This is a genomic window from Limnohabitans sp. 2KL-51 (assembly GCF_003063645.1).
Classification (GTDB): domain Bacteria; phylum Pseudomonadota; class Gammaproteobacteria; order Burkholderiales; family Burkholderiaceae_C; genus Limnohabitans_A.
On sequence record NZ_NESJ01000013.1, the window covers coordinates 43,433 to 65,791 of the forward strand.

Genomic DNA, 22,359 nt, shown 5'->3' on the forward strand with positions numbered 1-22,359 from the left:
CCATGCGGTATTCACCTCGCCTTTCGTTGAGAACTTTAGATTTGGGCCCTTTCAGCTTCTGGCTGTCGTTGCCCCAGCTCATCACATGGGGCAGTGTTTTCTATACCTTCTCACTGCTGATGACGCCCCTGGAAGCCGAGCTGGGCATGAGCCGGGCCGAGTCGTCGCTGGCTTTCAGTTTGGCGCTGCTGGCCGAAGGTTTGATGGCCTATGGGGTGGGGCGCTGGATCGACGAGGGGCGCGAGCGCTGGGTCATGACGCTGGGCTCCTTGTGGATTGGCGTGGGCCTGGTGGGCCACAGTTTCGTCACCACGGTGGCGGGGTTTTATGCCGCCTGGATCTGGCTGGGCCTGGGCACAGCGGCCACTTTTTACACCCCCGCCTTTGCCGTGGTCACTCGGCGTTTTCCGCAGGATTTTCGGCGCGCCATCATCACGCTCACGTTTTTGGGCGGGCTGGCCAGCACGGTGTTCATTCCGTTGTTTGCTTGGTGGATGGATCTGTGGGGTTGGCGCCAGGCCCTGTGGGGACTGGCGGCACTGCAGTTTTTGATTTGTGCGCCCTTGCATGCCTGGTTACTCCAAGACGCGCCACTCAAAGTGCTCGAGACCACTTCGCACGACAAAGTGCAACCGGCTTCGGTGCGCGAACACCTGCGCCACGCGCCGTTTTGGCTGTTGGCGCTGTTCATGGTGCTGATGATGTCGGTCACCTCGGCGTTGCCCGCGCACATGATCGCCTTGCTGCAAGAGTCGGGCTTGTCCCCGGCCTGGGTGATTGCCATCCCGGCGGCCATCGGGGTGATCCAGGTGTTGGGGCGGTTGGTGCTGTTTGTGTTTGAGCGTTACTGGGACGTGCACGCCGCCAACCGCTGGATTCCCACGCTGATTCCGGCGGGCGTGCTGACTTTGCTGATTGGCGGTCTCAGCCCTCTCGCCTCGCTGGTGTTTGTGCTGCTTTATGGCCTGGGCAATGGCATGAACACCATCGTCAAGGGCACGGCCATGGCGCAGTACGTCAGCCGCCAGCATGTCGGGCAACTCAACGGCTTGCTGGGACTTCCGATTGCGCTGGCCCGCGCCGCTGCCCCCTTGACCTTGGGCCTGCTGTGGTCGCCACAACACGGCTACACCCTGGCGCTGTGGTGGCTGTTATTGGCCAGTTTGCTCGGCACGGCCGCGCTGTGGTCAGCGCAAAGCTATGCCCGTGCTGCGCAGCACTGAACCGTGCATCCGGATGGTCTTATATCTACACAGGCATATATAACCAACTAAAAAATCGTTCCCATGTCTGAAGGGGTTGCCCACAATCTGGCCATCTTTTGCTCTTCTCCTTTTGGAAACGTCCCCATGAAACACCTCTCTGCTTTGATCCTGGCCTTAACGGCCGCCAGCTTCAGCGTCAGCGCCCTGGCGACTCAACCTCTTCTCACTCCTGCCGAGCTGCAAGCCAAGTTGTCCGATGCCAACGTGCGCGTGATCGACATCCGCGACCCCAAGTCGTATGCCACCAACCACATCCCCGGCGCACTGAATGCACCCTATGGCACCTGGCGCGGCCCGGCCAACAACCCTGGCGAACTGCCCGGCCTGCCCAAGCTGACCACCCTGGTGCAAAGCCTGGGCCTCACGCCCAGCACCCACGCGGTGATTGTGTCCAGCGGCGCGGACGCCACCGACTTTGGTGCCTCGGCTCGGGTTTACTGGACCCTCAAAGTACTTGGCTTCCAAGATCTGTCGGTGCTCAACGGCGGCGTCAAGGGCTGGAGCACGGCGGGCCTGCCACAAAACAACGCGGCCGTGAAAGTCGCGGCCAGCAGCTTCCAGCCGCAAATCGACAAGAGCTTGGTGGCCACCAAAGAAGAGCTGGTAGCCCGCGTGAAGTCGGGCGATGCCACCTTGATCGACGCCCGCCCGGCTGAATTCTTCAAAGGCGACACCCGCCATGTGGCCGCCAGCGTGCCCGGCACCTTGCAAGGTGCAGTGAACGTGGAGCACGACAAATGGTTTGCCCCTGGCACCTCCACCTTTGTGAGCACCGACCAGGCCCAAAAAGTGGCAGCGTCCAGTCCCATCGATCCGGCCAAAGAGACCGTGTCGTTTTGCAACACCGGCCACTGGGCGGCGACCAACTGGTTTGCCATGTCCGAAGTGCTGGGCCAGAAAAACGTGAAGCTCTATGCGGGCTCCATGGTTGAGTGGTCCAAAGACCCCAACGGGCTGCCCATGGCCAACGTGCCCAGCCGCCCCAAGCAGCTGCTGATCGACGCCAAGTTCTGGGCGGAAAAAACTTTCAAATAAATTCAAGTCATGAAACGCCTTCCTTTGGCGGCCTTGCTGGCCGCCTTTTTCATCTTTTTGGCACTGACCGTGTCCATCCGCCAAGCCGTGCTGATGGGTGTGGGCGTGGGCATGGGGGCAGCACTGGCCGGTGCGCGATTTGGTTTCACCACCGGCTGGCGACAGCTCATAGAGCAGCGCAACCCACAAGGCGTGACCGGGCAGGTGCTGCTGCTGGCACTGGCCAGCTTGGCGGCGTTGCCGCTGCTGGGGCAATTTTCTGAACTGCACGCCGCCCTCGGGCCACCGAGCGTGAGCCTGCTGGTGGGCGCCTTTGTGTTCGGGCTGACCATGCAGATTGCCGACGGCTGCGGCTCGGGCAGCTTGTACAAGGCGGGCCTGGGCGTGCCGCTGAACATGGGCATCTTGCCGCTTTTCGCCTTGGGCAGCTTCCTCGGTTCGGTGCACCTGGACAGCTGGTTGTCACTGGGCCAAACGGCCCCGGTCAGCTTCTCCGCCAGCCTGGGCATGGGCGGCGCTTTGGCCCTGACACTGGCCCTGCTGGCCGCCATTTTGGTGGCCGTGCGCCTGTGGGTCGGCGCGGGCCAAAGCTGGTTCGACAAACGCTGGGTCTGGGGAGCGGTGGCGCTGGCCGTGTTGGCGACATTGAACTTGTTGCTGGCCGGGCAGCCTTGGGGCGTGGTCTATGGCTTTGGCCTGTGGGCCGCCAAGGTGTCGGTGGCGCTGGGCGCGTTTGACCCTGCGACCAACGCCTTTTGGGGCCAAGCGGGCAACGCACAGCGCCTGACCCAAACCGTTTTCATGGACGTGACCACCATCACCAACATCGGTATTCTGGGCGGTGCGCTGTGGGCCTCGGCCAAGTCCCCGGCCGCTAGCAAGCCCCTGACCACGCAGCAATGGATGATTGGCTTGGTGGCCGGTTTCATCATGGGCTACAGCTCGCGTCTGGCCTTTGGCTGCAACATCGGCGCCATGCTCAGCGGCATTTCCACCGGCAGCCTGCACGGCTGGCTGTGGGTGCCTTTGGCCTTTGCGGGCACGCTCATTGGCGTGCGCGTGCGCCGCCATTACCAGTTCTGATGGAGGCCACATGAACACGACGCACAAACTGCAAGCGGTTTTCTGGCTGACCCTGGCCGCTTTTCTAGCCTGGGACTTTCAGGCCTCCGACCCGGTAGACCTGCGCAATGAACCACCCCTGATCGCTGCAGGCTCGGGCCAGGCCAGCAGCGGGGGGCATTGCTCGATGGCGAAGTGAGGCTGAAAACCAAACCCCGGCCCTGCGAATCGGTCACACAGGCTTGACCGATCGGTGCTGGATGGCTATTCTTCCTTACCGCATCGTAAGGAAAAATCATGCTCAGCACCTTGACCAGCAAAGCGCAAATCACGCTGCCCAAAGATGTTCGGCAGATGCTTCAACTCGAGCCCGGCGACAAAGTGGCCTTTGTGCCGCAGGCCAATGGCCAAATTGTGGTGAGCAAAGCTTCCAAGGCCTCCTTTGCCAGCTTGCGCGGCTTGCTGCCAGCGCCTTTTCAAGCGCACACGGTCGAAGAAATGAACCAGGCCATCGAAGCGCAGGCCAGCAGCAAGCCTTTACTTGCGCGCAAAACCCGCAAGCCTTGAGATGCTGGCGGTTGACACCAACGTCCTCGTTCGCCTGATCACCAACGACGAGCCCAAGCAAGCGCTGCGCGCTCAGCTTGCACTGGACGCCGAGCTGAATCTGGGCCGGGAATGCATGGTCGGGCACATTGTGGTGTGCGAAGTGATGTGGGTTTTGAAGGGGCTCTACGGGTATTCATTGGTGCAATGCCAAGCGACTTTGACGGCCCTGCTGGCTTTTCCAGGACTGCGCTTCGAGGCCATGCCGGTCTTGTTATCCGCTGCCAAAGCATGGCAAAACCAGGGTGGAAATTTCGCAGATCACCTGATCGGCGCGCAAATGCAGTCATTGGGGTGCGAGGCTGTGCTGACCTTCGATAAGCGGGCCAGCAAAGCGGGCACACACCGGGCTGTGTAGGTCAGCCGCTGGGGCCTACGGCTTCTGGGCATTTTGTGGTCATGCGTCCAGAATCTATCGATCCGGCCCTGTGAAGTCTTTAACAACATTCAAGGGATGGGGTTTTTGTTGGAGCCCACCTCTGTGGGCGATGGCTTGCCTTGGTGATGAGGATGCAATCGCCCACGGGGTGGGCTCCCACAAAGAAAAAATACGCATGGCCGACACAACTATGGGCCATTCAAACATCTTCGGGCTGGATCAATAGTCTTTCACCTGCCGCAAATGCAATCGCGCAGCGGATTTGACGGCTTCGGTCAGGCGCTGGGCTGACGGGGCCTCGCGGGCCCAGTGCTGCCAGTACAGGGCCACATCTATAGCAGGCAGGCATTTAAGCGGTTTTTGCGTCCCACGGCCTTGGTGCTTAACGCCACCCAAGAGGTCAACGCAAACGCCGAAGCAAAAACACCGCGCGTGCAGGCCGCTCCCATCAAGGCGCTGGAAAACACCCTGGGCCAGCGCCTGCTGGTGCGGGGCAAGCAGGTGCGGGCCACTCCGGCTGGGCAAAGCTTGCTGGCCCATGTCAAACAGGTGCGCATGCTTGCAGGGTTTGCGTGGGGTCAGTGTGCAAGGCAGAACTTTGCGCCAGGTGTTGCTCGGGCACCATGCCCCAGCCCAGGCCCAGTTCAACGCGTCAGCCAGCGCCGCGCCGCAAAGCTCAGCGCATCCACGCAGGCCACCATGAGCAGCATGGCCGCCAAAATGGTGGCCGTCTTGTTCATGTGGAACAGGCCCATGTGAAAGGACAGCAGCTGCCCCAAACCACCTGCTCCCACCACGCCCAGCACAGCGGCAGCGCGGATGTTGTTTTCCCATCGGTACAGGGTGTAGCTCATGAGCTGCGGCAAGACCTGGGGCAAGGTGGCATAAAAGAACACGCGCAGCGAGCCCACGCCTTGGGTGCGCAGGGCGTCGCCGGGGCCGGTAGGGATGTTCTCCATGGCCTCGGCGAATAGCCTACCCAGCACACCGCTGGTGTGCAGCGCCAGCGCCAGCGTGCCCGCCATGGGCCCCAAGCCCGCTGAGATCAAAAGCAAAGCGGCCCAAACCAGTTCAGGAATGGCGCGCAGGGCATTGAGCAACCAGCGCGTGGGGCTACGCAACCAAGCCGAATCTTGGGCAGACATGCGGCTGGCGGGCACGGCCAGCGCCAAGCCCAGCACCGCCGCAATGACCGTGCCCAGCGCCGACATGGCCAGGGTTTCCCAAGCGGCCCAGACCACTTTGTTCACAAACACGGGCGACAGATCGGGCGGAAAAAATTCCGCCACAAAGCGGCCCATGCTGCGCGCAGCTTCCATGGACGCAAAAGCTGCCCAATCGAGCTCCAGCGACACAAAGCTGGCCACCACCAACACCAGCAGGGCGGCAGTGAACCAGCAGGCGCGGCAGCGGGCGTTAAAGAGGGGTGGTGGCAGTTTCCAGGGCGGGTTGGCCGCTTCGGTGGAAAAGGCTTGGGCTACAGAGACGGTGTCCGGTGTCGTGGTGGGCTTCATGCCAAAGCCTTTCGCAGCCAAGCACTCACGCGATCGGCCAAGGCCACCAAGGCAATGAACACCAGCAACAAAGTGGCCACTTCGCCGCCGTTGAACATCTTCATCGAGTTGTCCAGCTGCTGGCCCAACCCCCCCGCGCCCACAAAGCCCAAGACCACCGAGGAGCGGATCGCGCATTCCCAGCGGTACACGGTGTACGACGCGAGCTCCGCTGCGTGGCTGGGCAGCAGCGCATAAACAAACGCCTGCAAACGGCCACTGCCGTTGCGCATCAGGGTTTGGGTGGCGTGGCTTTCGCCGCTTTCCAAAATTTCGGCGTACACCTTGCCCAGCATGCCACCGTAGGTCAGCGCGATGGCCAGCACACCCGCGGTGGGCCCCAGGCCCACCACACGCACAAACACCAATGCCCAGATCAATTCAGGAATGCTTCGCAAAACAATCAAAGTGGCCCGTACACACCAGCGCAGCACGGCTGGCCAGCGGTCCATGCGGCCGGACAAGGCTGACAACGACAAAACCCGCGTGGCCAGCAAGCTCAGTGGCACGGCCAGCACCAGCGCCAACGTGACACCTGCAGTCGCCATGGCCACGGTGCGCCAGGTTTCGCGCACCACCATTTCCAAAAACTCAGGGTTGTGCACCAGCGGCCAAAAGCTGCGCAAAAAGTTGGCGGTGACTTTGCGGTTCTCGGGCTCCCAGAGCACCCACAAACGAAATTCGGTGGCCACACACAGCGGCCACAAAAGGACCAGAGCCAAGCCCAGCCAAAACACACGCCCGGCAAAAGCAGGGTCGCGCGCGGTTGCTTGCGTGTGCGGTCGAACAGGCGGCAACCCGGAAGGACGGTCTGCAGACGAATGGGGGGCAGCAACAGACATGTGCAGGACGAGTGGCGTGTAGGACCTGACCGCGTCAGCGGCAGTGCATCACCACAGGCGCGGGCGCTTCGGGTGTGGCCGCTTGCAGCGCCACGGGCAGCGCCTCGCTGCGCAACTCGTGTTCGTATTGATCGTACAAATGCGCCAGACGCTCGGGGCTGACTTGTGCGGCAGGCAAATCAAAAACCAGCTGTCCGTCGCGCAGACCGATGATGCGGGGAAAGTGCGCCAGCGCCATGTCCACCTGGTGCAGCGTGGCCACCAGCGTGACCTGCCTTTCACGCGCCAGGTTCACCAAAGCGGCCATGGCCATGCGGGCGCGCATCGGGTCGAGCGCCGACAAGGGCTCGTCGATCAACCACAGGCTGGCCGGGGCCAGCAAAGCGCGAGACAGGCCCACGCGCTGGCGTTCACCGCCTGACAAGCGGTCGACGCGTTCAAACAATTTATCGCCCAAGTCAAAGTGCACCAGCGCTGCGTAAGCTGAAGGAATGTCGGTGGGGTAAAACAGCGAGCGCAAACTGGCCCACAAACCCATGGCGGGCAAACGCCCCGCCAGCACCGACGTCACCACGCGTTGGCGCGGCGGCAGCGGCGGCACCTGCGGGGCCAGAAACAACTGGCCGCGCAAACGGCGCAAGGCCCGTGCGGGCAAGGTCCAGGGGTTCACACCGCCCAACTGCAGCTGGCCTTGAGTGGGCGGCTGTGCGCATGCCAGCACCTGCAGCAAGGTCGTCTTGCCCGCACCCGATGGGCCAATGATGGCCACCTGCTCGCCAACGGCCAGCTGCAAGTTCAATGCACGCAAGGCAGCCGGTGCACCCGGCAGCGCTGCCGGATGCCTGGCTTCTAGGGCTTGAAGGTCGATGTTCAAACCTGTGTGCTCCGTCGCTTCAAAGCAGGCCCAGATTTCGTGCGGCAGCCTCTAATTCCTTGTAGTTCTCAGGCTTGGTTTCAATGTAGCGCGTTGCGCGGTTCAAACGCAAAATTTCAGCGTGTTCGGGATTGGCCGGGTTCAGGGCCAGCAAAGCCGCTTTGATCTTTTCTTGCAACGCAGCCGGCATGTCGGCATGCACTGACCAGTTGTAATTGAAGTAGGTTGGCGTGGTAAAGAAAACGTTCACGTACTTTGTATCGACCTTGTTTTCCGTCACGAACTTTTTCCAAACGGTGATGTCGAGCGCGGCGGCATCGACCTTGCCACTGACTACCGAGGCGATGGTCGCATCGTGCGCGCCGCTGTAGGCGATGCGTTTGAAGTCTTTTTCAGGATTGATCCCCGCTTGCACCAGCACGCCCCTGGGCATCGCATGTCCAGAAGTGCTGCTGGCAGAACCAAAAGAGATTTGCTTGCCCTTCATGTCGTTCAGCGTCTTGATCCCTGAATCGGTTTTGGCGATGAACACCGACTGGAATTTGGTGTCTTCTTCGCGCTGCGCCAAGGGCACGACTTTGTCACCCGAGCGGAGTTTGGCCTGAACGTAGGTGAAGCCGCCAAACCAGACCAAATCAACCTTTTTGTTAACCATCGACTCCACGGCAGCTGGGTAATCGGTCACAGGCGTGAACACCACTTTCATGCCGAGCTGTTTTTCCAGGTAACTGGCCAAGGGCGTGAATTTGCGCACCTGCTCAGTGGCCGCTTCTTCGGGGATGGTGGTCACGCGCAGCGTGGTTTGGGCACTGGCGTGGGTCATGGCGGACATGGCCAGCAAACCCATGCAAGCAGTGGACAGGAATTTAGTGAGGAGGGCGTGGAACATAGTGACTTTAAAAAAACAAAAAGAGATTACACCCTGAAATCCTTGCACCCCGTGCTGCTGGGGCCAAACCTGCACCGTCCTGCCGCTTGAACACTGGCTTAACATCCTTACATGAGCACACCCCAATTCATCCAGCTGTACCAGCACAACGCAGCCGCCGTGGCGCAAGAACTCTTGCAGGGCCTGAGCGCCCCACAAGCATTCACTTCGCCCAAATACCTGTACGACGCCTTGGGCTCGCGTCTGTTTGAGGCCATCACCCAGCTGCCCGAGTACGACCTGACCCGCACCGAGGCCAATTTGATGCAGTTGCACAGCGCCAGCATGGCTGCTGAACTGCCACTCGGCGCGTGCTGGATCGACCTGGGCGCAGGCAATTGCGAAAAAGCCGGGCGTTTGCTCGGCCCCATGGGCGCAGGCCGCTATGTGGCAGTAGACATTTCGGTGGACTTTGTGCGCCAGGCCCTGGATGTGCTGCAACGCCAGCACCCCGGCTTGCCCATGGCGGGTCTGGGCGTGGACTTTTCGGGGGGCCTGCCCCTGCCAACTGAACTGGCGCTTGACCCGGCGCAGCCGCGTGTGCTGTTTTACCCAGGTTCGAGCATCGGCAACTTCACGCCCGAACAGGCGCTGGATTTCCTGCGCAATTTGCACAGCGCCTGCGGGACAGCGCCGGGCAGCGGTTTGCTGATTGGCGTGGACTTGCTCAAAGACCCGGCCGAACTGGAAGCGGCCTATGACGACGCGTTGGGCGTGACCGCCGCCTTCGACCTGAATTTGTTGCTGCACATCAACCGCTTGGTGGGCAGCAACTTTGCCGTGCGCGACTGGCGGCACCTGTCACGCTTCAATGCGGCGCAATCGCGCGTGGAGATGCACCTGCAGGCGCGCCACGCGCTGACGGTGCAGTGGCCCGGTGGCCAACGCCAGTTTGCAGCGGGAGAAACCATCCACACCGAAAACGCCTGCAAATGGACCGTGAAAAACTTTGAGTCACTGCTGCTTTCAGCAGGCTTTGAATCGACCCGCGTCTGGACCGATCCAAAAGAGCGTTTTGCGGTTTTTTGGGCACTAGCCTGAGCTTGTCGCCCATTTGATTGGGTCACTGAACAAGCCTGCCCATAATGAATCCAGACCAGCGCTCATGCTGGGTTCATATTCAATAAATAGGAGACTTGCATGTTGAACGATCTGAAAGACAAAGTGGTTCTGATCACCGGCTCGAGCACGGGCATCGGCGCAGCCGCCGCCGTGGCCTTTGGCAAGTTGGGCGCCCGCGTGGCCGTGCATTACAACAGCAGCCAAGGGCCTGCCGAAGAAGTCCTGGGCCGCGTCAAGGCCACGGGCGCGCAGGCCATCTTGCTCAAAGGCGATGTGCTCGAATCGGCACAATGCCAACGGCTCGTGGACGAAACCGTCAAGGCTTTTGGCCGCATCGACATTCTGATCAACAACGCTGGCGCTTTGGTGCAACGGGTCCCCATTGAAGAGATCACCGATGAGCTGTTTGACAACGTGGTGTATCTGAACGTGCGCTCGGCCATGATGTGCACGGCCGCCGCGGTAGCGGCCATGCGCCAGCAAGGCCAAGGCGGTGTGGTGATTAACGTGACCTCTGTGGCTGCGCGTCACGGAGGCGGCGCAGGCGCCTCGCTGTATGCAGGCTCCAAGGGATTTGTGTCCACCATGACACGGGGGCTGGCCAAGGAACTGGTCAAGGACAACATCCGCGTCAATGCCGTGGCGCCAGGCGTCATCACCACCCCATTTCACGAACGTTTTTCAACCCCGCAAATGCTCGAAGGATTCAGGGCCACGATTCCCATGAACCGATTGGGAACAGCAGAAGAATGTGCGGGTGCTTTTGTGTACCTGGCCTCAGAACAGATGTCGGGCTACGTGACCGGCCAGATCATCGAGGTCAACGGCGGGCAGTACATGCCCTGATGCAATGCCCTGATGCTCAATGCCCTTGAGGGTTGAGCACGGTCACGCGCCATAAGGTGCGTGGCCGGGTCAGGTCGATCAAGGGTGCGCTGTGCAACAGCAAAGCGTTGTCCCAGACGATGACATCGCCATTTTCGTAATTGTTGGTGTAGCAGTATTTGTCCTGCGTGGCATGTGCTGCCAGTTCACGCAACAAGTCCAGGGCCTCGTCATCGGGCATGCCCTCAATCCCAAAAGAGCTGCCGCTCACCGCGTACAGCGCAAGCTGCCCGGTGAAAGGGTGTGGCCTGACCAGCGGGTGACGCACCCAATTGACCCTTTGGGCTTGCTCGGCATTGAGCACAGACGCGACGCTTCGGGATTGTTTGTCCAGGTTGTCGCGGTTGCCATAGTGGTGCTTGACCACCAAGCCTTTGATTTTTTCTTTCATGCCCGAGGGCAAGTCGGCATAGGCCTTGGCCTGGTTGGCAAAGGTGGTGCCGTTGGGCGCGGGCGGCACGTCTTGGGCATGCAAGATGGTGCAGCGCGCCACATCGTCCAGATAAGAATAATCGGTGTGGAAATACGTGCCCGCATCCACCAGCCCCGTGGGCTTGCCGTCCTTGAACACGTTTGAAAGGATCAGGATGTTGGCATCTTGCGGGTGGTGAAAAGTGTCAATGACATGGGGCGAAGGTCTGCCCCATTGTTTGGCAAATGTCACCATCTCGGCTGGCGTCAACGACTGGTTTTTCAGCACGATGAAGCCGTGCCGATGCAAGGCGTCCGCCAACCACTGACTTTGATGGGCGTCCAGGGGTGCGGACACATCCAGCCCGTCGATGCGGGCGCCCAACACATCACTCAACGGCGTCAACAAAGTCATGGCATCGGCTTATGTCAGTTGATCATTTCGGGAGAAAAAATTCGAGGTAGAAACAAAGCAATTTCAGGAAAGACGATAACCGCAAACAATACCACCAGCATGGGCACCACCATGATCATGGTGTCCTTCAAGGCATACCTGAGCGGCACCTTGGCCACCGCACAACAAATCATGAGGCACATGCCATACGGTGGCGTGACCAAGCCAAAGGCCAAAGACAAAATGCCAATGATGGCAAAGTGCACAGGGTGCATGTCCACCGATTGGGCCAAAGGTTGTAAGGTGGTGCCCACGATGATGATGGCGGGAATCGCATCAAGAAAACAACCCACAATCAGGAAGGCTGCCGCAATGAAAATGCCGACGCCAATCACGTCCATGCCCCAAGCTTGGACATTGGTCAGCAAGGCTTTGGGAATTTGGTAGTAGGCCAACAGCCAGCCAAAAACCGAGGCTGTGCCCACACAGAACAATGCCACGGCCGACAATTTTCCCGTGTCCAACACGGCAGCCATGAACTGCTTGAAACCCATTTCGCGGTAAAACAGCAGGGACAGCACTGCGGCATACAACACCGCCGCTGCTGCCGACTCGGTCGCCGTGAACCAGCCCATCAAAATACCCCCCACGATGATCACCGGGGTGAGCAAGGCTGGAATGGCGACAAGCGTTGATTTGACAATTTCAGTGAAGTTGGCGCGCGGGTAGACCGGGTAATTGCGCTTGACCGAATAGGCGTGCACGGTGGCCATTTGGGCCAAGCACAGTAGCACACCCGGCACAATGCCCGCCAAATACATCGCACCAATCGAGGTGGAGATCACGCCCCCCCAAACCACCATGAGAATGGACGGAGGAATGATCACCGCCAGCACAGACGAAACCGCTGTGACAGCGATCGAAAACGACAAGTCATAGCCTTCCTTGACCTGTGCCTCAATGAACAATTTGCCTTGCCCGGCCGCATCGGCGCTGGCCGAACCCGAGATGCCTGCAAAAAACACCGACAACAGCACATTGATCTGTGCCAAGCCGCCTGGGAAATGGCCCACCAGCGCCCTGGACAATCGCATCATGCGCACGGTGATGCCTCCGCCGTTCATCAAATTGGCCGTCAAAAGGAAGAACGGCACCGCCAACAAAATGAAGGAGTTGTAGGTTTTGAAAGTCTCATTGAACAAGACCATCGGTGACAGACGAGGCTCCAGCAGCAGGACGGGCAAAGAAGCCAGGCCCAATGCAAAGGCCACCGGAACCCTGATCGCCAAAAGAAAAAAGAAACCTCCGAAGAGGACAATGGCGGCTATTCCTGGCGAAAACAATGCTGAGGTCAAACGACTGACTCCTGGTTCACGCTTTCATCGCCCACAGACTTGCTGAACATGTGATGCAACAAAAAGACGATCCACAAGAAGCCGGAAATCGGCCAGGCAATGAAGATCCACCACATCGGCATATCGGCCAACTCGGATGTCTGGTTCCAGCCAAATTTGGTGAACTCAATGCCCCAGTAGAAAATCACGCCGGAAAAAATAAGCATGAAAAACTGACAAAAGAACAGCAAGATGCGATCGGCCTTGGCTGACAATTTAGGCAAAAAATCCACATCAAAGTGCATTTTTTCTCGCACGCCCAAGGTGGCGCCCAACATGATGAGCCAAACAAAGAAAAACCGGCTCATTTCCTCGGTCCACATGTACCTGGGAATAAGATCGGTGTATCTGGAAAAAATTTGCAGGCTCACCGGCACCAACAACAGCAACACCACGAAAATCAATAGAAACGACAGAAAACTGTCGATCAAGTGCAGCAATTTATTCATGGGCAAATTCTGGGGAGCACGGTCAAACACGAGGCAGCAGCCGCATGGCCGCCGCCGGGGATGCACTTCACTTCATTGAGTTGATCTTGGCGTAGATGGCGTCAGCACCCACCTCTTTGGCGTAAGCGGCCATGACCGGGTCCACCAGCTTTTGCATTTCAGCGCGCTGTGCGAAAGGCACCTGCTTGAGCTTGCCTTCCTTGGCGTACTTGTCAAGCTTGGCCTGGTCTTCAGACGACTCGATCTGACGACCAAAAGCACCCGCCTCCTTGCCGGCCTTCACGATCGCTGCTTGCAGGTCTGCGGGCAGTTTTTTCAGCGTCTTGACTGAAAAGCACAGGGGACGAATGGTGATGGCATGGCGTGTCATCAGGATGTTGGGGGCCACTTCAAAAAACTTCATGGCTTCCACACCGGCGGCTTCGTTTTCACCCGCATTGATCACGCCGTTTTGAATGGCGTTATACACCTCGTTGTATGCGATGACCGTGGGGGTCATGCCCACAGCACCAAAGGTGCGGCTCCAGATGGGTGCACCTTGCACGCGCACCTTGAGGTTTTTCAAGTCGGCCAAATTACCGGCTGATTTGTTCGAGAAGATGTTGCGCACACCACCGCCGGCATAACCGATCAATTTGACTTCGGCTTTTTGCTCCACTTCGTCTGCAATCGGCTTGAGGATGTCTTGGTCCAACACCTTGTTCCAGTGGTTCAGGTCACTGAACAAAAACGGCGCATCAATGAAGGGCGCTGCTTTGGAGAAGGTGGACATGTGGGCTGGCGACACAATCGCAAAGTCCACCGCCTTGCCTTGGTTCATGTAGGCAAAGTAATCTTTTTCCAAACCCAGTTCGCTGTTTTTGTGCAGAACAAAGTTAACAGGTTTGCCATAGTATTTTTTCACCAGTTCTTCGAACTTGACCATGGTTTTGGTGAAGGCATGGTCGTCGCCAAACTGTGAGGCACCGTGCAATGTGATGGCCGCTTGTTGCGCGTGCGCGCTCAAGGCCATGATCGAAGAGAGCACCACGCCCAGCAAAGGTTTCAAAACTTTCATCTCTTTGTCTCCTGTATTGATCGGAACAACAACTTCAATGTGCTGCTTTTTTAACTTTAGGCCAAAGCAACTTCAACAGTCTTGGGGTAAACCATAGGTCATCTGCCCAACTGTCTCCAACGTGTCCTCGAGCGCTGGTCCCGGCCCTACCGGAAGTGATAACTTGAACCCCACCTCGCGCAAGAGCATGGTGGCCCTTAAGTGCGCCAGCCGGGATCAACTTGGGGTTGGTATTTTTTGATTCATCATACGAAAGAGACTCATGAAACACATCGGTTTTATAGGGGCCTCAGGCCTGATGGGCCACGGCATAGCCAAAAATTTGTTGGCCAAAGGTTTTCAGGTATCCCTGACCGCACATTCGCGGCTCGAGCCTTTGCAGGATTTGTTGGCCGCAGGGGCCAAACTGGTAGAGCGCCATGCCGATCTGACGGCCTGTGATGCGGTCATCATTTGCGTGACCGGCTCGCCGCAGGTCGAGGCCGCTTTGGAAGGCCCCATCGGCTTATTGAGCCAAGCCCGAGCGGGCTTGATTGTCATCGACGCGTCCACCAGCGAGCCCGATTCAACCCGCCGCCTGGCGGCACGCTGCCAGGCCGTGGGCATGACCCTGGTCGATGCCCCGTTGGCGCGCACCCCCGTGGAGGCCGAGGCCGGCAAACTCAACACCATGGTCGGCGCATCGCCCGAAGTCTTTGCCCGTCTGGAGCCGGTGTTCAAGGCCTATTGCGAAAATATTTTCCACGTCGGTGAGATGGGCTCAGCCCATGTCATTAAGCTGCTGAACAACTTTCTCGGGCAGGCCATCACCACGGCTGCAGCCGAAGCCTTTGCGGTAGGTGCCAAGGCCGGGATCGATTTAGGCCAACTGGTGCGCGTGGTGTCGGCCGGCGCGGTCAACTCAGGTTTGTTTCAGGCCATGGCCAAAACACTGGAGGGTGATTACACCGGCCTGAAGTTCGAGCTGAACAACGCATCCAAGGACTTGCGTTACTACGTGCACCTGACCGAAAGTGTCAAAGCGCCCTCATTGGTCGGCACCAGCGTGCACCAAAGTCTGGTGACGGCCTGCGCTTTGGGTTATGGACAGGAAATGGTGCCTTCACTGGTCAAAGCCCAAGCGCAAATCAACCAAGTCAAAATCGGCTCGGGTCGTTGATGAGCGCACGCCTGGGCATGGCCCTGGTGGGCCTGGGTGCAGCCACCCAGCCCCACCTGCGCAGCCTGCAAGACCTGAGCGAGCGCATTGACCTGCGCTATGCCGTCACGCGCCAACCTCACCCTGATCGCATCCGGCCCTACACCGGCACGGTGCGCTTGGTCAGCAGCTTGGACGAGGCCCTGGCAGACCCACAGGTTCAGGCGGTGATGGTGGCCACGCCACCGTCCACCCACTTGGATATCTGCCAACGCTGCTTTGCCGCAGGCAAACATGTTTTGCTCGAAAAACCGCTGGAACTCAATCTTGAGAGGTCACAGCAACTGGCCGCGCTGGCCCGTCAAAGCGGACTGCATTTAGGGGTGGTGCTGCAGCACCGGTTCCGTCCCGCATCGGTGGCCCTTCAGGCGGTGCTGGACACAGGACGCCTGGGTGAAATCCAGGCCGCATCGGTGCGTGTGCCCTGGTGGCGTTCTCAAGCTTATTACAACGAACTGGGCCGGGGCACGTTGGCACGCGACGGCGGCGGTGTGTTGCTGACCCAGGCCATCCACACCCTGAACCTGTTTCAGGCGCTGGTGGGGGTGAAATCGGTCACGGCCTCGGTGGTGCGGCAAACCCGTTTGCACCAGATGGAAACCGAAGACCACGTCAGCGCACTGTTGGTTTTGGGCAATGGTGCACCCGGTGACCTGATGGCCACCACCGCCATGTATCCGGGCTTCCCGGAAACAATCGAGGTGATTGGCACTTTGGGCAGCGCAAGGCTTAGCGGCGCCGATCTGCAGGTGAACTTTTTGCAGGGTGAACCCTTGACCGTGCGCAGCGAGGGGGGCACCGGCAGCGGCGCCAACATCATGGATTTTTCACACGAACCGCACCGCGAGTTGTTGACCGATTTCATCGACGCGATCGAACAAAACCGAGCACCTCGGGTCACCGCCGATGATGCGCTGAAAACCCATCTGCTGATTGACGAACTGCTGCGCAAGGGACAGATGTCCAACGCCTGAAACCTCAAAGCTTGACCGAACGAAACCCCGCAAAAATATCGCGCCGCTCGGACGCAAAGAAGTTTCGGTAGCGCACATCCACAACATGCGCCGAGGTGGCGGCGCAAGCCCCGCGCAGCACTCGGTGGTGGTGCCACGAGGGTTCTGAATAATCGCGGTAGGGGTGTGCCGCAAAGCCGGGGTAAGGCACAAAGTCGCTGCCGGTCCATTCCCACACCTGGCCCCACGAAAAGCCTGGGTGCTGAGCGGCGCACTCCCACTCGGCTTCGGTGGGCAGACGCCTGCCTGCCCATTCGCACCAGGCCTGGGCATCGGCTGCGTTGACATGCACCACAGGGGCGTTCAGGTCGATTGCCCCCCACTGGCCCAGGCGCCGCACTTGCCAATCGCCTTGCACGCATCGCACATGTGGCGTGAGGGCATGGCCCATGGCCTGCAAAAAGGGCAGGTACTGCGACCAGGTCACGGCCATCGCATCGATCTCAAAAGCGGCCAGCGTCACCGGATGGGCCTGGTATTCGTTGTCAAAGGCAAAACCAGGCCCGCTGTGGCCCAAGGTCCAAACTTGGGCGGGGATGTGCAAAGCGCTTGTTGAAACAGCCACCGTGTCAGCGTGGGCGTGCCCCACGCACAAGGCTTCGGGCAAATCCAGGCCCAGGTCTTGCGCCATGTAAACCCAAGCTTCGTTGTGCATGGCCTCGTGCTGCACCACCAAGCGCCAAAAGTAAAGCGCCTCGTCCGTGGACTCGGGCGCGGCCCGCAAATGGGCCAGGCTGTGCGCCAGCACCTCGGCCAGATAGCGCAGGGTGTGCTGCAAGTCGGGCAGCGGCAGCGACCAGCGGCTGTCGTGCGCCACCTCGCTGGAGTTGTAGAGCGCATCAGCACGGGGCATGAGCGAAGGCCCAAAGCCATCGCCCAAGGAGGCACTGCGGGTGCCTTCGTAGCGTTGTCGGTTGCGCACCGTCCACCATTCCTGAAACCAGGCGATGTGACCCCACTCCCACAGGGGCGGGTTCATGCCGGGCCGGGGTGGCACGGCCAGATCGGGCAGCGCCGCTTGCCAAGCCTGGATCAAACCCAGCGTGCGCTGGCGCGTGTCGCTCAGGGCTTGTGCCAAGGTCTCGGCGTTGGCCGTGCGCCAGGGGTTGGTCACGGGTCCATTCAAGCGGTGGGGATTCGTCTGCCTGGGGGGGGCTTTGGTACTGCTGCTCATGTATAAACTGCCCATGCAAAAACTTCGTGTGGTCATTGTCAGCCCTGCCCTGGCCGACGCCAACAACGGGAACTGGCAAACGGCGCGCCGTTGGCAGCACCTGCTTCGGCCTCATTTTGCCCGCATCGTACGGCAATGGCCCGACGCTGAGGCCTTGACCTCGCCGGATGATGTGATGCTGGCCCTGCACGCGCGCCGCTCAGCCGACTCGGTGCAAGCCTGGCACACCACGCACGGCCAGCGCGGCTTGGGCGTGGTACTCACCGGCACCGACCTTTACCGCGACATCGGCCATGACCCCCTGGCCCAACAGTCTTTGATGCTGGCCCATTCGCTGGTGGTGCTGCAAGAATTGGGGGTCAAGGCCTTGCCACCCGTACACCACGCCAAGGCGAGGGTCATCTTTCAGTCCACCGGTACGCGCCAGACTTTGCCCAAAACCACGCGCCACTTGCGCTTGGTGATGGTGGGCCATTTGCGCGAAGAAAAAGACCCGCTGACCCTGATGGCTGCTGCGCGCCTTTTGCACCCAGACGCGGGCGTGTTCATCGACCACATTGGCGCACCGCTGGATGCCGTGCTGGGCCAAGCCGCAGAGGCCACGCAGGCGCAGTGCCCACATTACCGTTGGCTCGGGGCTGTGCCCCATGCCCAAACCCTGCAGCGCATCCAGCGCGCCCACCTGCTGGTGCACTGCAGCCGCATGGAAGGCGGCGCACATGTGCTGATGGAGGCGATTTGCAGCGGCACCCCCGTGCTGGCCTCGCGCATCGACGGCAATGTGGGCCTGATGGGCGAAAATTACGCTGGCCTGTTTGAGCCGGGCAACGCCAAAGCTTTGGTCGATTTGCTGCTGGCGTGCCAATCACCACAAACCGGTCAATCTCTGGTGGCACACTTGCAGCATCAGTGCGCTTTGCGCGCGCCCTTGTTTGAACCGCAGGCCGAACGCGCCGCCTTGCACCGCTGGGTGCAAGACCTCTGGACCCTTTGAATGCAATCTTCCAATCAACCCGTGCTGCGCGATCTGGTGCTGGTAGGCGGCGGCCACAGCCATGTGGGCGTGCTGCGCATGTTCGCCATGAAGCCCGAACCGGGCGTGCGCATCACCTTGATCTGCACCGACATTGACACGCCTTACTCGGGCATGTTGCCCGGCTACATTTCGGGCCACTACAGCTTTGACGAGGTGCACATCGACCTGGGTCGCCTCTGCGCGTTTGCCGGTGCACGCCTGGTCCAGGATGCCGTGATCAGCATCGACCGCAAGAGCCAAAGAGTCATTTGCAAAAACCGCCCGCCCGTGCCGTACGACCTGTTGTCGATCAACATCGGCTCGACCCCGCAAATGCGGCAGGTCGATGGCGCACAGGCGCTGGCCGTGCCCGTCAAGCCCATTGCGCAGTTCAACCAGCGTTGGTTGGCCCTGATGGACAAGGCCCGTCAATGGCCCGCACACCGAGGCCCCATGACGATTGCCGTGGTCGGCGCAGGCGCGGGTGGTATCGAACTGGTGTTGTCCATGCAATACCGCTTGCGCAACGAATTCAGGGCCCTGGTGCGCAATCCAGAAGACCTGCAATTTGTACTGCTGGGTTCAGGCGAACACATTTTGCCTACACACAACCCGGGCGTGCGCGCGCACTTTTCTAAGGTTCTGCAAGAACGCAACGTCGCCGTGCACACCCATGCCGAGGTGGTGCAGGTCTCGCCCGGCTGTCTGCACACGCGCGACGGCCGCACCTTCGATGCCGACGAAACGATGTGGGTCACCCAGGCCGGTGGCCCCGAATGGCTGCAAAGCACCGGACTGGCTTTGGACAAAAACGGCTTCATCCTGGTGCACCCCCAACTGCAATCCCTGAATGACCCGCTGGTGTTTGCCGCAGGTGACATCGCTTCGTTTGTGGAGCGCCCATTAGAGAAAGCCGGCGTGTTTGCCGTGCGCATGGCCAAGCCCTTGGCCGAGAATTTGCGCCGCAGCCTGCGTGGCCAAAAGCTGCTGGCCTACGATCCGCAACGCCAATGGTTAGCGCTCATTTCCACCGGAAACCGCTTCGCCGTGGCCTCTCGTGGGTCGCTGGGTTTTGCCGGGGCTTGGGTCTGGCGCTGGAAGGACCGCATTGACCGAGAGTTCATGCGCCGCTTTACCGAGTTTCCTGCCATGCCGGGAGCCGGCGGCCCCGCCCAACCCGGTGCCAACGTCCGCGAAGCCGTGCAAGCCATGGGCCAACTGCTCAAAGACATCCAGGCCCAAGGCAAGGCACCCAGCACGCGCCTGACACTGACGAGTGAAGAATCACTGCAAGCCATCTCGGCCATCGCCATGCGCTGTGGGGGATGCGGTGCCAAAGTAGGCGCCAGTGTGTTGTCACGCGCCTTGGGGCAATTGCAACCGGTCGACCGCCCCGATGTGTTGATCGGCCTGCACTCGCCCGACGACGCGGCTGTGGTGCGCGTTCCGCCGGGCATGGCCGTGGTGCAAACCGTCGACTTTTTCCGGGCCTTCATCGACGACCCCTATTTGTTCGGCAAGGTGGCGGCCAACCACGCGCTGGGTGATATTTTTGCCATGGGCGCCGAGCCGCAAACCGCCACCGCTGTGGTCACCGTGCCGCCCGGGCTGGAGCGCAAAGTCGAAGACTTGCTGACCCAAATGATGAGCGGCGCCATTGAAGTGCTGAACGCCGCAGGCTGCGCCTTGGTGGGTGGGCACACGGGCGAGGGCGCGGAGCTGGCCTTGGGCTTTGCCATCAACGGCCTGATCGACGAAAACATGAACAGCGTGATGCGCAAGGGCGGCATGCAGCCCGGCGATGTGCTGCTGCTGACGAAGCCAATGGGGACCGGCACCCTGTTCGCTGCCCACGCGAGATATGCAGCCAAGGGGCGCTGGATCGCTGCGGCATTGCAGTCGATGGTGCTGTCCAACCAGACAGGCGCTAAAATTTTGCACCATTACGGGGCCACCGCGTGCACCGACCTGACGGGCTTTGGCCTGCTGGGCCACCTGGTCGAGATGACACGTCCATCGGGTGTAGACGCCGAATTGACCATGAGCACACTGCCCCTGCTGGACGGTGCGGTGGACTGCGTCCAGGCGGGCATTGTCAGTTCGTTGCAGCCTGCCAATGTGCGCCTGCGCCGCGCCCTGCGAAACGCCGATGAGTTCATCAACGACCCGCGCTACCCCTTGCTGTTTGACCCGCAAACCGCAGGCGGCCTGCTGGCCAGCGTGCCCGCAGCGCTAGCGGTGGCTTGTGTGCAAGCGCTCAAGGCGGCAGGCTACCCGCACACCGCCATCATCGGCCGCATCACCGCGCAAGGTGAGGCCATCGAACCGGTTCTGCTGAAAACCTGAGCTGCTCCAACGACATGACCACCGAACACATCACCCACCCCATCACCCTCAACGCCGACCGGACCCAGCGCTGCATCGTGCACAGCCCCTCGCTCGATTGGGTGGACTCACCCGCCTCGGGCGTATCGCGCCGCATGCTCGAGCGCGACGGTGGCGAAGTGGCCCGCGCCACTTCCATCGTGCGTTATGCGTCCGGCTCGGCGTTTGCCAGCCACACGCACGGCGGGGGCGAGGAAATCTTGGTGCTCGAAGGCACGCTGCGCGACGAACACGGGGCCTACGGCCCCGGCACCTACATCAAGAACCCGGTGGGCAGCGCGCACGCACCGTCCTCGCCAGAGGGCTGCACCTTGTTTGTGAAGCTGCGCCATATGGACGCGCGCGACAACGAACGCGTGGTCATCGACACGCGCCGCAGTGAATGGCGTCAGGGCATGGTGGAAGGCCTGAAGGTCTTGCCCCTGAACACCTTCGAGACACAAAACACCGCGCTGGTGCGCTGGGCACCTCAAACGTTTTTCAACCCGCACCGGCATTGGGGCGGCGAGGAGATCTTTGTGGTCGAAGGTGTTTTTTCCGACGAACACGGCGACTACCCCGCAGGCAGCTGGCTGCGCAGCCCGCACATGAGCCAACACCAACCCTTCAGCCGCGAGGGTTGCTTGATCCTGGTGAAAACAGGGCATCTGGCATGACGCACCCCAGCATCCGAGTGGTGGTGTTCGATGCCTACGGCACCTTGTTCGATGTGTATTCGATAGGCGCTTTGGCCGAAGAGTTTTACCCGGGCCAGGGCGCAGCGCTGTCGGTGCTGTGGCGGGACAAGCAAATCGAGTACACACGGTTGATCTCGCTGAGCGACCCCAACCCCGAAGGCAGTCGCCATTACCAGTCTTTTTGGGACGTCACGCGCGCTTCGCTGCGCTACGCGCTGGCGCGTTTGGGCCTGGCGCACACCCACGCGAATGAAGACGCGCTGCTGGCCCAATACGCCCAGCTTTCACCCTTCCCAGAAAACCTGGGCGTGCTGCAAGGCTTGCGCCAGCGCGGCGTTGCCACGGCCATTTTGTCGAACGGCAGCCCCGAGATGCTGCAGTCGGCCGTGCACAGTGCGGGCATGAGCGGGCTGCTCGATGCCGTGTTGTCGGTGGACCGCGTGCGCCAGTTCAAGACCACGCCCACCAGCTACCAAATCGTGACTGACCACTTTGGGTTTGCCACGGCGGCTGTGCTGTTTGTCTCGAGCAACGCCTGGGACGCGCTGGGCGCCACCTGGTTTGGCTTCACCACACTGTGGGTCAACCGCCAAGGTCTGCCTGCCGAAGCCATTGGACCGGCACCGCATCACACCGGGCGCGACTTGACGGCAGTGCTCCAAGTCTTGGGGTGAAACGGCAGCACGGGATGGCACATGTCA

Annotated in this window: 24 protein-coding genes; 14 read left to right on the top strand and 10 right to left on the bottom strand. The window is 60.5% G+C overall.

What is annotated here, in order from left to right:
- The first annotated feature begins 2 nt into the window (after nucleotides 1-2).
- From B9Z49_RS14380 to B9Z49_RS14400, 6 genes are all read left to right on the top strand, one after another.
- Nucleotides 3-1,223 carry an MFS transporter gene (locus tag B9Z49_RS14380; RefSeq protein ID WP_108354126.1) on the top strand — a complete coding sequence of 407 codons (1,221 nt, stop codon included), beginning with the start codon at nucleotides 3-5 and terminating at the stop codon, nucleotides 1,221-1,223.
- A gap of 126 nt (nucleotides 1,224-1,349) precedes the next feature.
- The gene (locus tag B9Z49_RS14385; protein WP_108354127.1) at nucleotides 1,350-2,300 is read left to right on the top strand and encodes a sulfurtransferase; all 951 of its coding nucleotides are present in this window, start codon (nucleotides 1,350-1,352) and stop codon (nucleotides 2,298-2,300) included.
- Nucleotides 2,301-2,309: 9 nt separating this feature from the next.
- Nucleotides 2,310-3,383 (top strand): YeeE/YedE thiosulfate transporter family protein, encoded by a 1,074-nt coding sequence (locus tag B9Z49_RS14390; RefSeq protein WP_108354128.1) that lies wholly within the window; start codon nucleotides 2,310-2,312, stop codon nucleotides 3,381-3,383.
- Between the two features lie 10 nt (nucleotides 3,384-3,393).
- Entirely contained in the window at nucleotides 3,394-3,561 is a 168-nt protein-coding gene (locus B9Z49_RS22055) for a hypothetical protein (RefSeq protein WP_199225068.1), read from the top strand.
- 98 nt (nucleotides 3,562-3,659) lie between these two features.
- Nucleotides 3,660-3,929 carry an AbrB/MazE/SpoVT family DNA-binding domain-containing protein gene (locus B9Z49_RS14395; RefSeq protein ID WP_108354129.1) on the top strand — a complete coding sequence of 90 codons (270 nt, stop codon included), beginning with the start codon at nucleotides 3,660-3,662 and terminating at the stop codon, nucleotides 3,927-3,929.
- A 1-nt stretch (nucleotide 3,930) separates the two neighbouring features.
- Nucleotides 3,931-4,326, top strand: a complete 396-nt coding sequence (locus B9Z49_RS14400) for a PIN domain-containing protein (protein WP_108354130.1) — start codon at nucleotides 3,931-3,933, stop codon at nucleotides 4,324-4,326.
- A 240-nt stretch (nucleotides 4,327-4,566) separates the two neighbouring features.
- Here B9Z49_RS14400 and B9Z49_RS22575 read toward each other — a convergent pair whose 3' ends face one another.
- Genes B9Z49_RS22575 through B9Z49_RS14425 form a run of 5 tightly spaced genes read right to left on the bottom strand, consistent with a single transcriptional unit; the run spans nucleotide 4,567 to nucleotide 8,505 of the window.
- Complete coding sequence (locus B9Z49_RS22575) at nucleotides 4,567-4,995, bottom strand: hypothetical protein (protein ID WP_158273507.1); 429 nt, start codon at nucleotides 4,993-4,995, stop codon at nucleotides 4,567-4,569.
- Nucleotides 4,992-5,861, bottom strand: coding sequence for a phosphonate ABC transporter, permease protein PhnE (gene phnE / locus B9Z49_RS14410; RefSeq protein ID WP_108354131.1), 870 nt, complete (start codon nucleotides 5,859-5,861; stop codon nucleotides 4,992-4,994). The genes B9Z49_RS22575 and phnE overlap by 4 nt, the downstream gene beginning before the upstream one ends.
- The gene (locus tag B9Z49_RS14415) at nucleotides 5,858-6,742 is read right to left on the bottom strand and encodes a PhnE/PtxC family ABC transporter permease (protein ID WP_369913585.1); all 885 of its coding nucleotides are present in this window, start codon (nucleotides 6,740-6,742) and stop codon (nucleotides 5,858-5,860) included. Before B9Z49_RS14415 ends, phnE begins: the two co-directional genes overlap by 4 nt.
- 34 nt (nucleotides 6,743-6,776) lie before the next feature.
- Complete coding sequence (locus B9Z49_RS14420) at nucleotides 6,777-7,616, bottom strand: phosphonate ABC transporter ATP-binding protein (RefSeq protein WP_108354133.1); 840 nt, start codon at nucleotides 7,614-7,616, stop codon at nucleotides 6,777-6,779.
- 19 nt (nucleotides 7,617-7,635) lie between these two features.
- On the bottom strand, nucleotides 7,636-8,505 hold the full coding sequence (locus B9Z49_RS14425) for a putative selenate ABC transporter substrate-binding protein (RefSeq protein WP_108354134.1): 870 nt from the start codon (nucleotides 8,503-8,505) through the stop codon (nucleotides 7,636-7,638).
- Between the two features lie 111 nt (nucleotides 8,506-8,616).
- Here B9Z49_RS14425 and egtD point away from each other — a divergent pair, with 111 nt between their 5' ends.
- Both egtD and B9Z49_RS14435 read left to right on the top strand, forming a co-directional pair.
- Nucleotides 8,617-9,585: an L-histidine N(alpha)-methyltransferase gene (gene egtD, locus B9Z49_RS14430; RefSeq protein ID WP_108354135.1), complete on the top strand. Its 969-nt coding sequence runs from the start codon at nucleotides 8,617-8,619 to the stop codon at nucleotides 9,583-9,585.
- Nucleotides 9,586-9,687: 102 nt separating this feature from the next.
- The gene (locus B9Z49_RS14435) at nucleotides 9,688-10,452 is read left to right on the top strand and encodes an SDR family NAD(P)-dependent oxidoreductase (protein ID WP_108354229.1); all 765 of its coding nucleotides are present in this window, start codon (nucleotides 9,688-9,690) and stop codon (nucleotides 10,450-10,452) included.
- Between the two features lie 16 nt (nucleotides 10,453-10,468).
- Here B9Z49_RS14435 and B9Z49_RS14440 read toward each other — a convergent pair whose 3' ends face one another.
- The 4 genes from B9Z49_RS14440 to B9Z49_RS14455 all read right to left on the bottom strand — a co-directional run bounded on the left by B9Z49_RS14440 (nucleotide 10,469) and on the right by B9Z49_RS14455 (nucleotide 14,196).
- Nucleotides 10,469-11,317, bottom strand: coding sequence for a TauD/TfdA family dioxygenase (locus tag B9Z49_RS14440; protein WP_108354136.1), 849 nt, complete (start codon nucleotides 11,315-11,317; stop codon nucleotides 10,469-10,471).
- A 14-nt stretch (nucleotides 11,318-11,331) separates the two neighbouring features.
- A complete protein-coding gene (locus B9Z49_RS14445; protein ID WP_108354137.1) occupies nucleotides 11,332-12,651 on the bottom strand; it encodes a TRAP transporter large permease in 1,320 nt (439 codons plus the stop codon).
- On the bottom strand, nucleotides 12,648-13,139 hold the full coding sequence (locus B9Z49_RS14450) for a TRAP transporter small permease (RefSeq protein WP_108354138.1): 492 nt from the start codon (nucleotides 13,137-13,139) through the stop codon (nucleotides 12,648-12,650). The genes B9Z49_RS14445 and B9Z49_RS14450 overlap by 4 nt, the downstream gene beginning before the upstream one ends.
- Nucleotides 13,140-13,206: 67 nt before the next feature.
- A complete protein-coding gene (locus tag B9Z49_RS14455) occupies nucleotides 13,207-14,196 on the bottom strand; it encodes a TRAP transporter substrate-binding protein (RefSeq protein WP_108354139.1) in 990 nt (329 codons plus the stop codon).
- 262 nt (nucleotides 14,197-14,458) lie between these two features.
- Between B9Z49_RS14455 and B9Z49_RS14460 the strand changes: the two genes are divergently transcribed.
- Together B9Z49_RS14460 and B9Z49_RS14465 are read left to right on the top strand one after the other, a co-directional pair.
- A complete protein-coding gene (locus B9Z49_RS14460; protein ID WP_108354140.1) occupies nucleotides 14,459-15,355 on the top strand; it encodes an NAD(P)-dependent oxidoreductase in 897 nt (298 codons plus the stop codon).
- Nucleotides 15,355-16,368 (top strand): Gfo/Idh/MocA family protein, encoded by a 1,014-nt coding sequence (locus B9Z49_RS14465; RefSeq protein WP_108354141.1) that lies wholly within the window; start codon nucleotides 15,355-15,357, stop codon nucleotides 16,366-16,368. Before B9Z49_RS14460 ends, B9Z49_RS14465 begins: the two co-directional genes overlap by 1 nt.
- Nucleotides 16,369-16,372: 4 nt before the next feature.
- On the opposite strand, the gene senA is transcribed toward B9Z49_RS14465, so the two are convergent.
- Complete coding sequence (gene senA, locus B9Z49_RS14470) at nucleotides 16,373-17,521, bottom strand: selenoneine synthase SenA (RefSeq protein WP_233254638.1); 1,149 nt, start codon at nucleotides 17,519-17,521, stop codon at nucleotides 16,373-16,375.
- A 73-nt stretch (nucleotides 17,522-17,594) separates the two neighbouring features.
- On the opposite strand from senA, the gene senB reads away from it, so the two are divergent.
- From senB to B9Z49_RS14490, 4 genes are read left to right on the top strand one after another with little or no spacing between them, the layout of a single operon-like run.
- Nucleotides 17,595-18,575, top strand: a complete 981-nt coding sequence (gene senB / locus B9Z49_RS14475) for a selenoneine biosynthesis selenosugar synthase SenB (protein WP_108354230.1) — start codon at nucleotides 17,595-17,597, stop codon at nucleotides 18,573-18,575.
- A complete protein-coding gene (gene selD / locus B9Z49_RS14480; protein WP_108354143.1) occupies nucleotides 18,576-20,942 on the top strand; it encodes a selenide, water dikinase SelD in 2,367 nt (788 codons plus the stop codon). It begins immediately after the preceding gene.
- 14 nt (nucleotides 20,943-20,956) lie between these two features.
- Nucleotides 20,957-21,637 carry a cupin domain-containing protein gene (locus B9Z49_RS14485; protein ID WP_199225070.1) on the top strand — a complete coding sequence of 227 codons (681 nt, stop codon included), beginning with the start codon at nucleotides 20,957-20,959 and terminating at the stop codon, nucleotides 21,635-21,637.
- Nucleotides 21,634-22,332: a haloacid dehalogenase type II gene (locus B9Z49_RS14490; protein WP_108354144.1), complete on the top strand. Its 699-nt coding sequence runs from the start codon at nucleotides 21,634-21,636 to the stop codon at nucleotides 22,330-22,332. Before B9Z49_RS14485 ends, B9Z49_RS14490 begins: the two co-directional genes overlap by 4 nt.
- The last annotated feature ends 27 nt before the right edge of the window (nucleotides 22,333-22,359 follow it).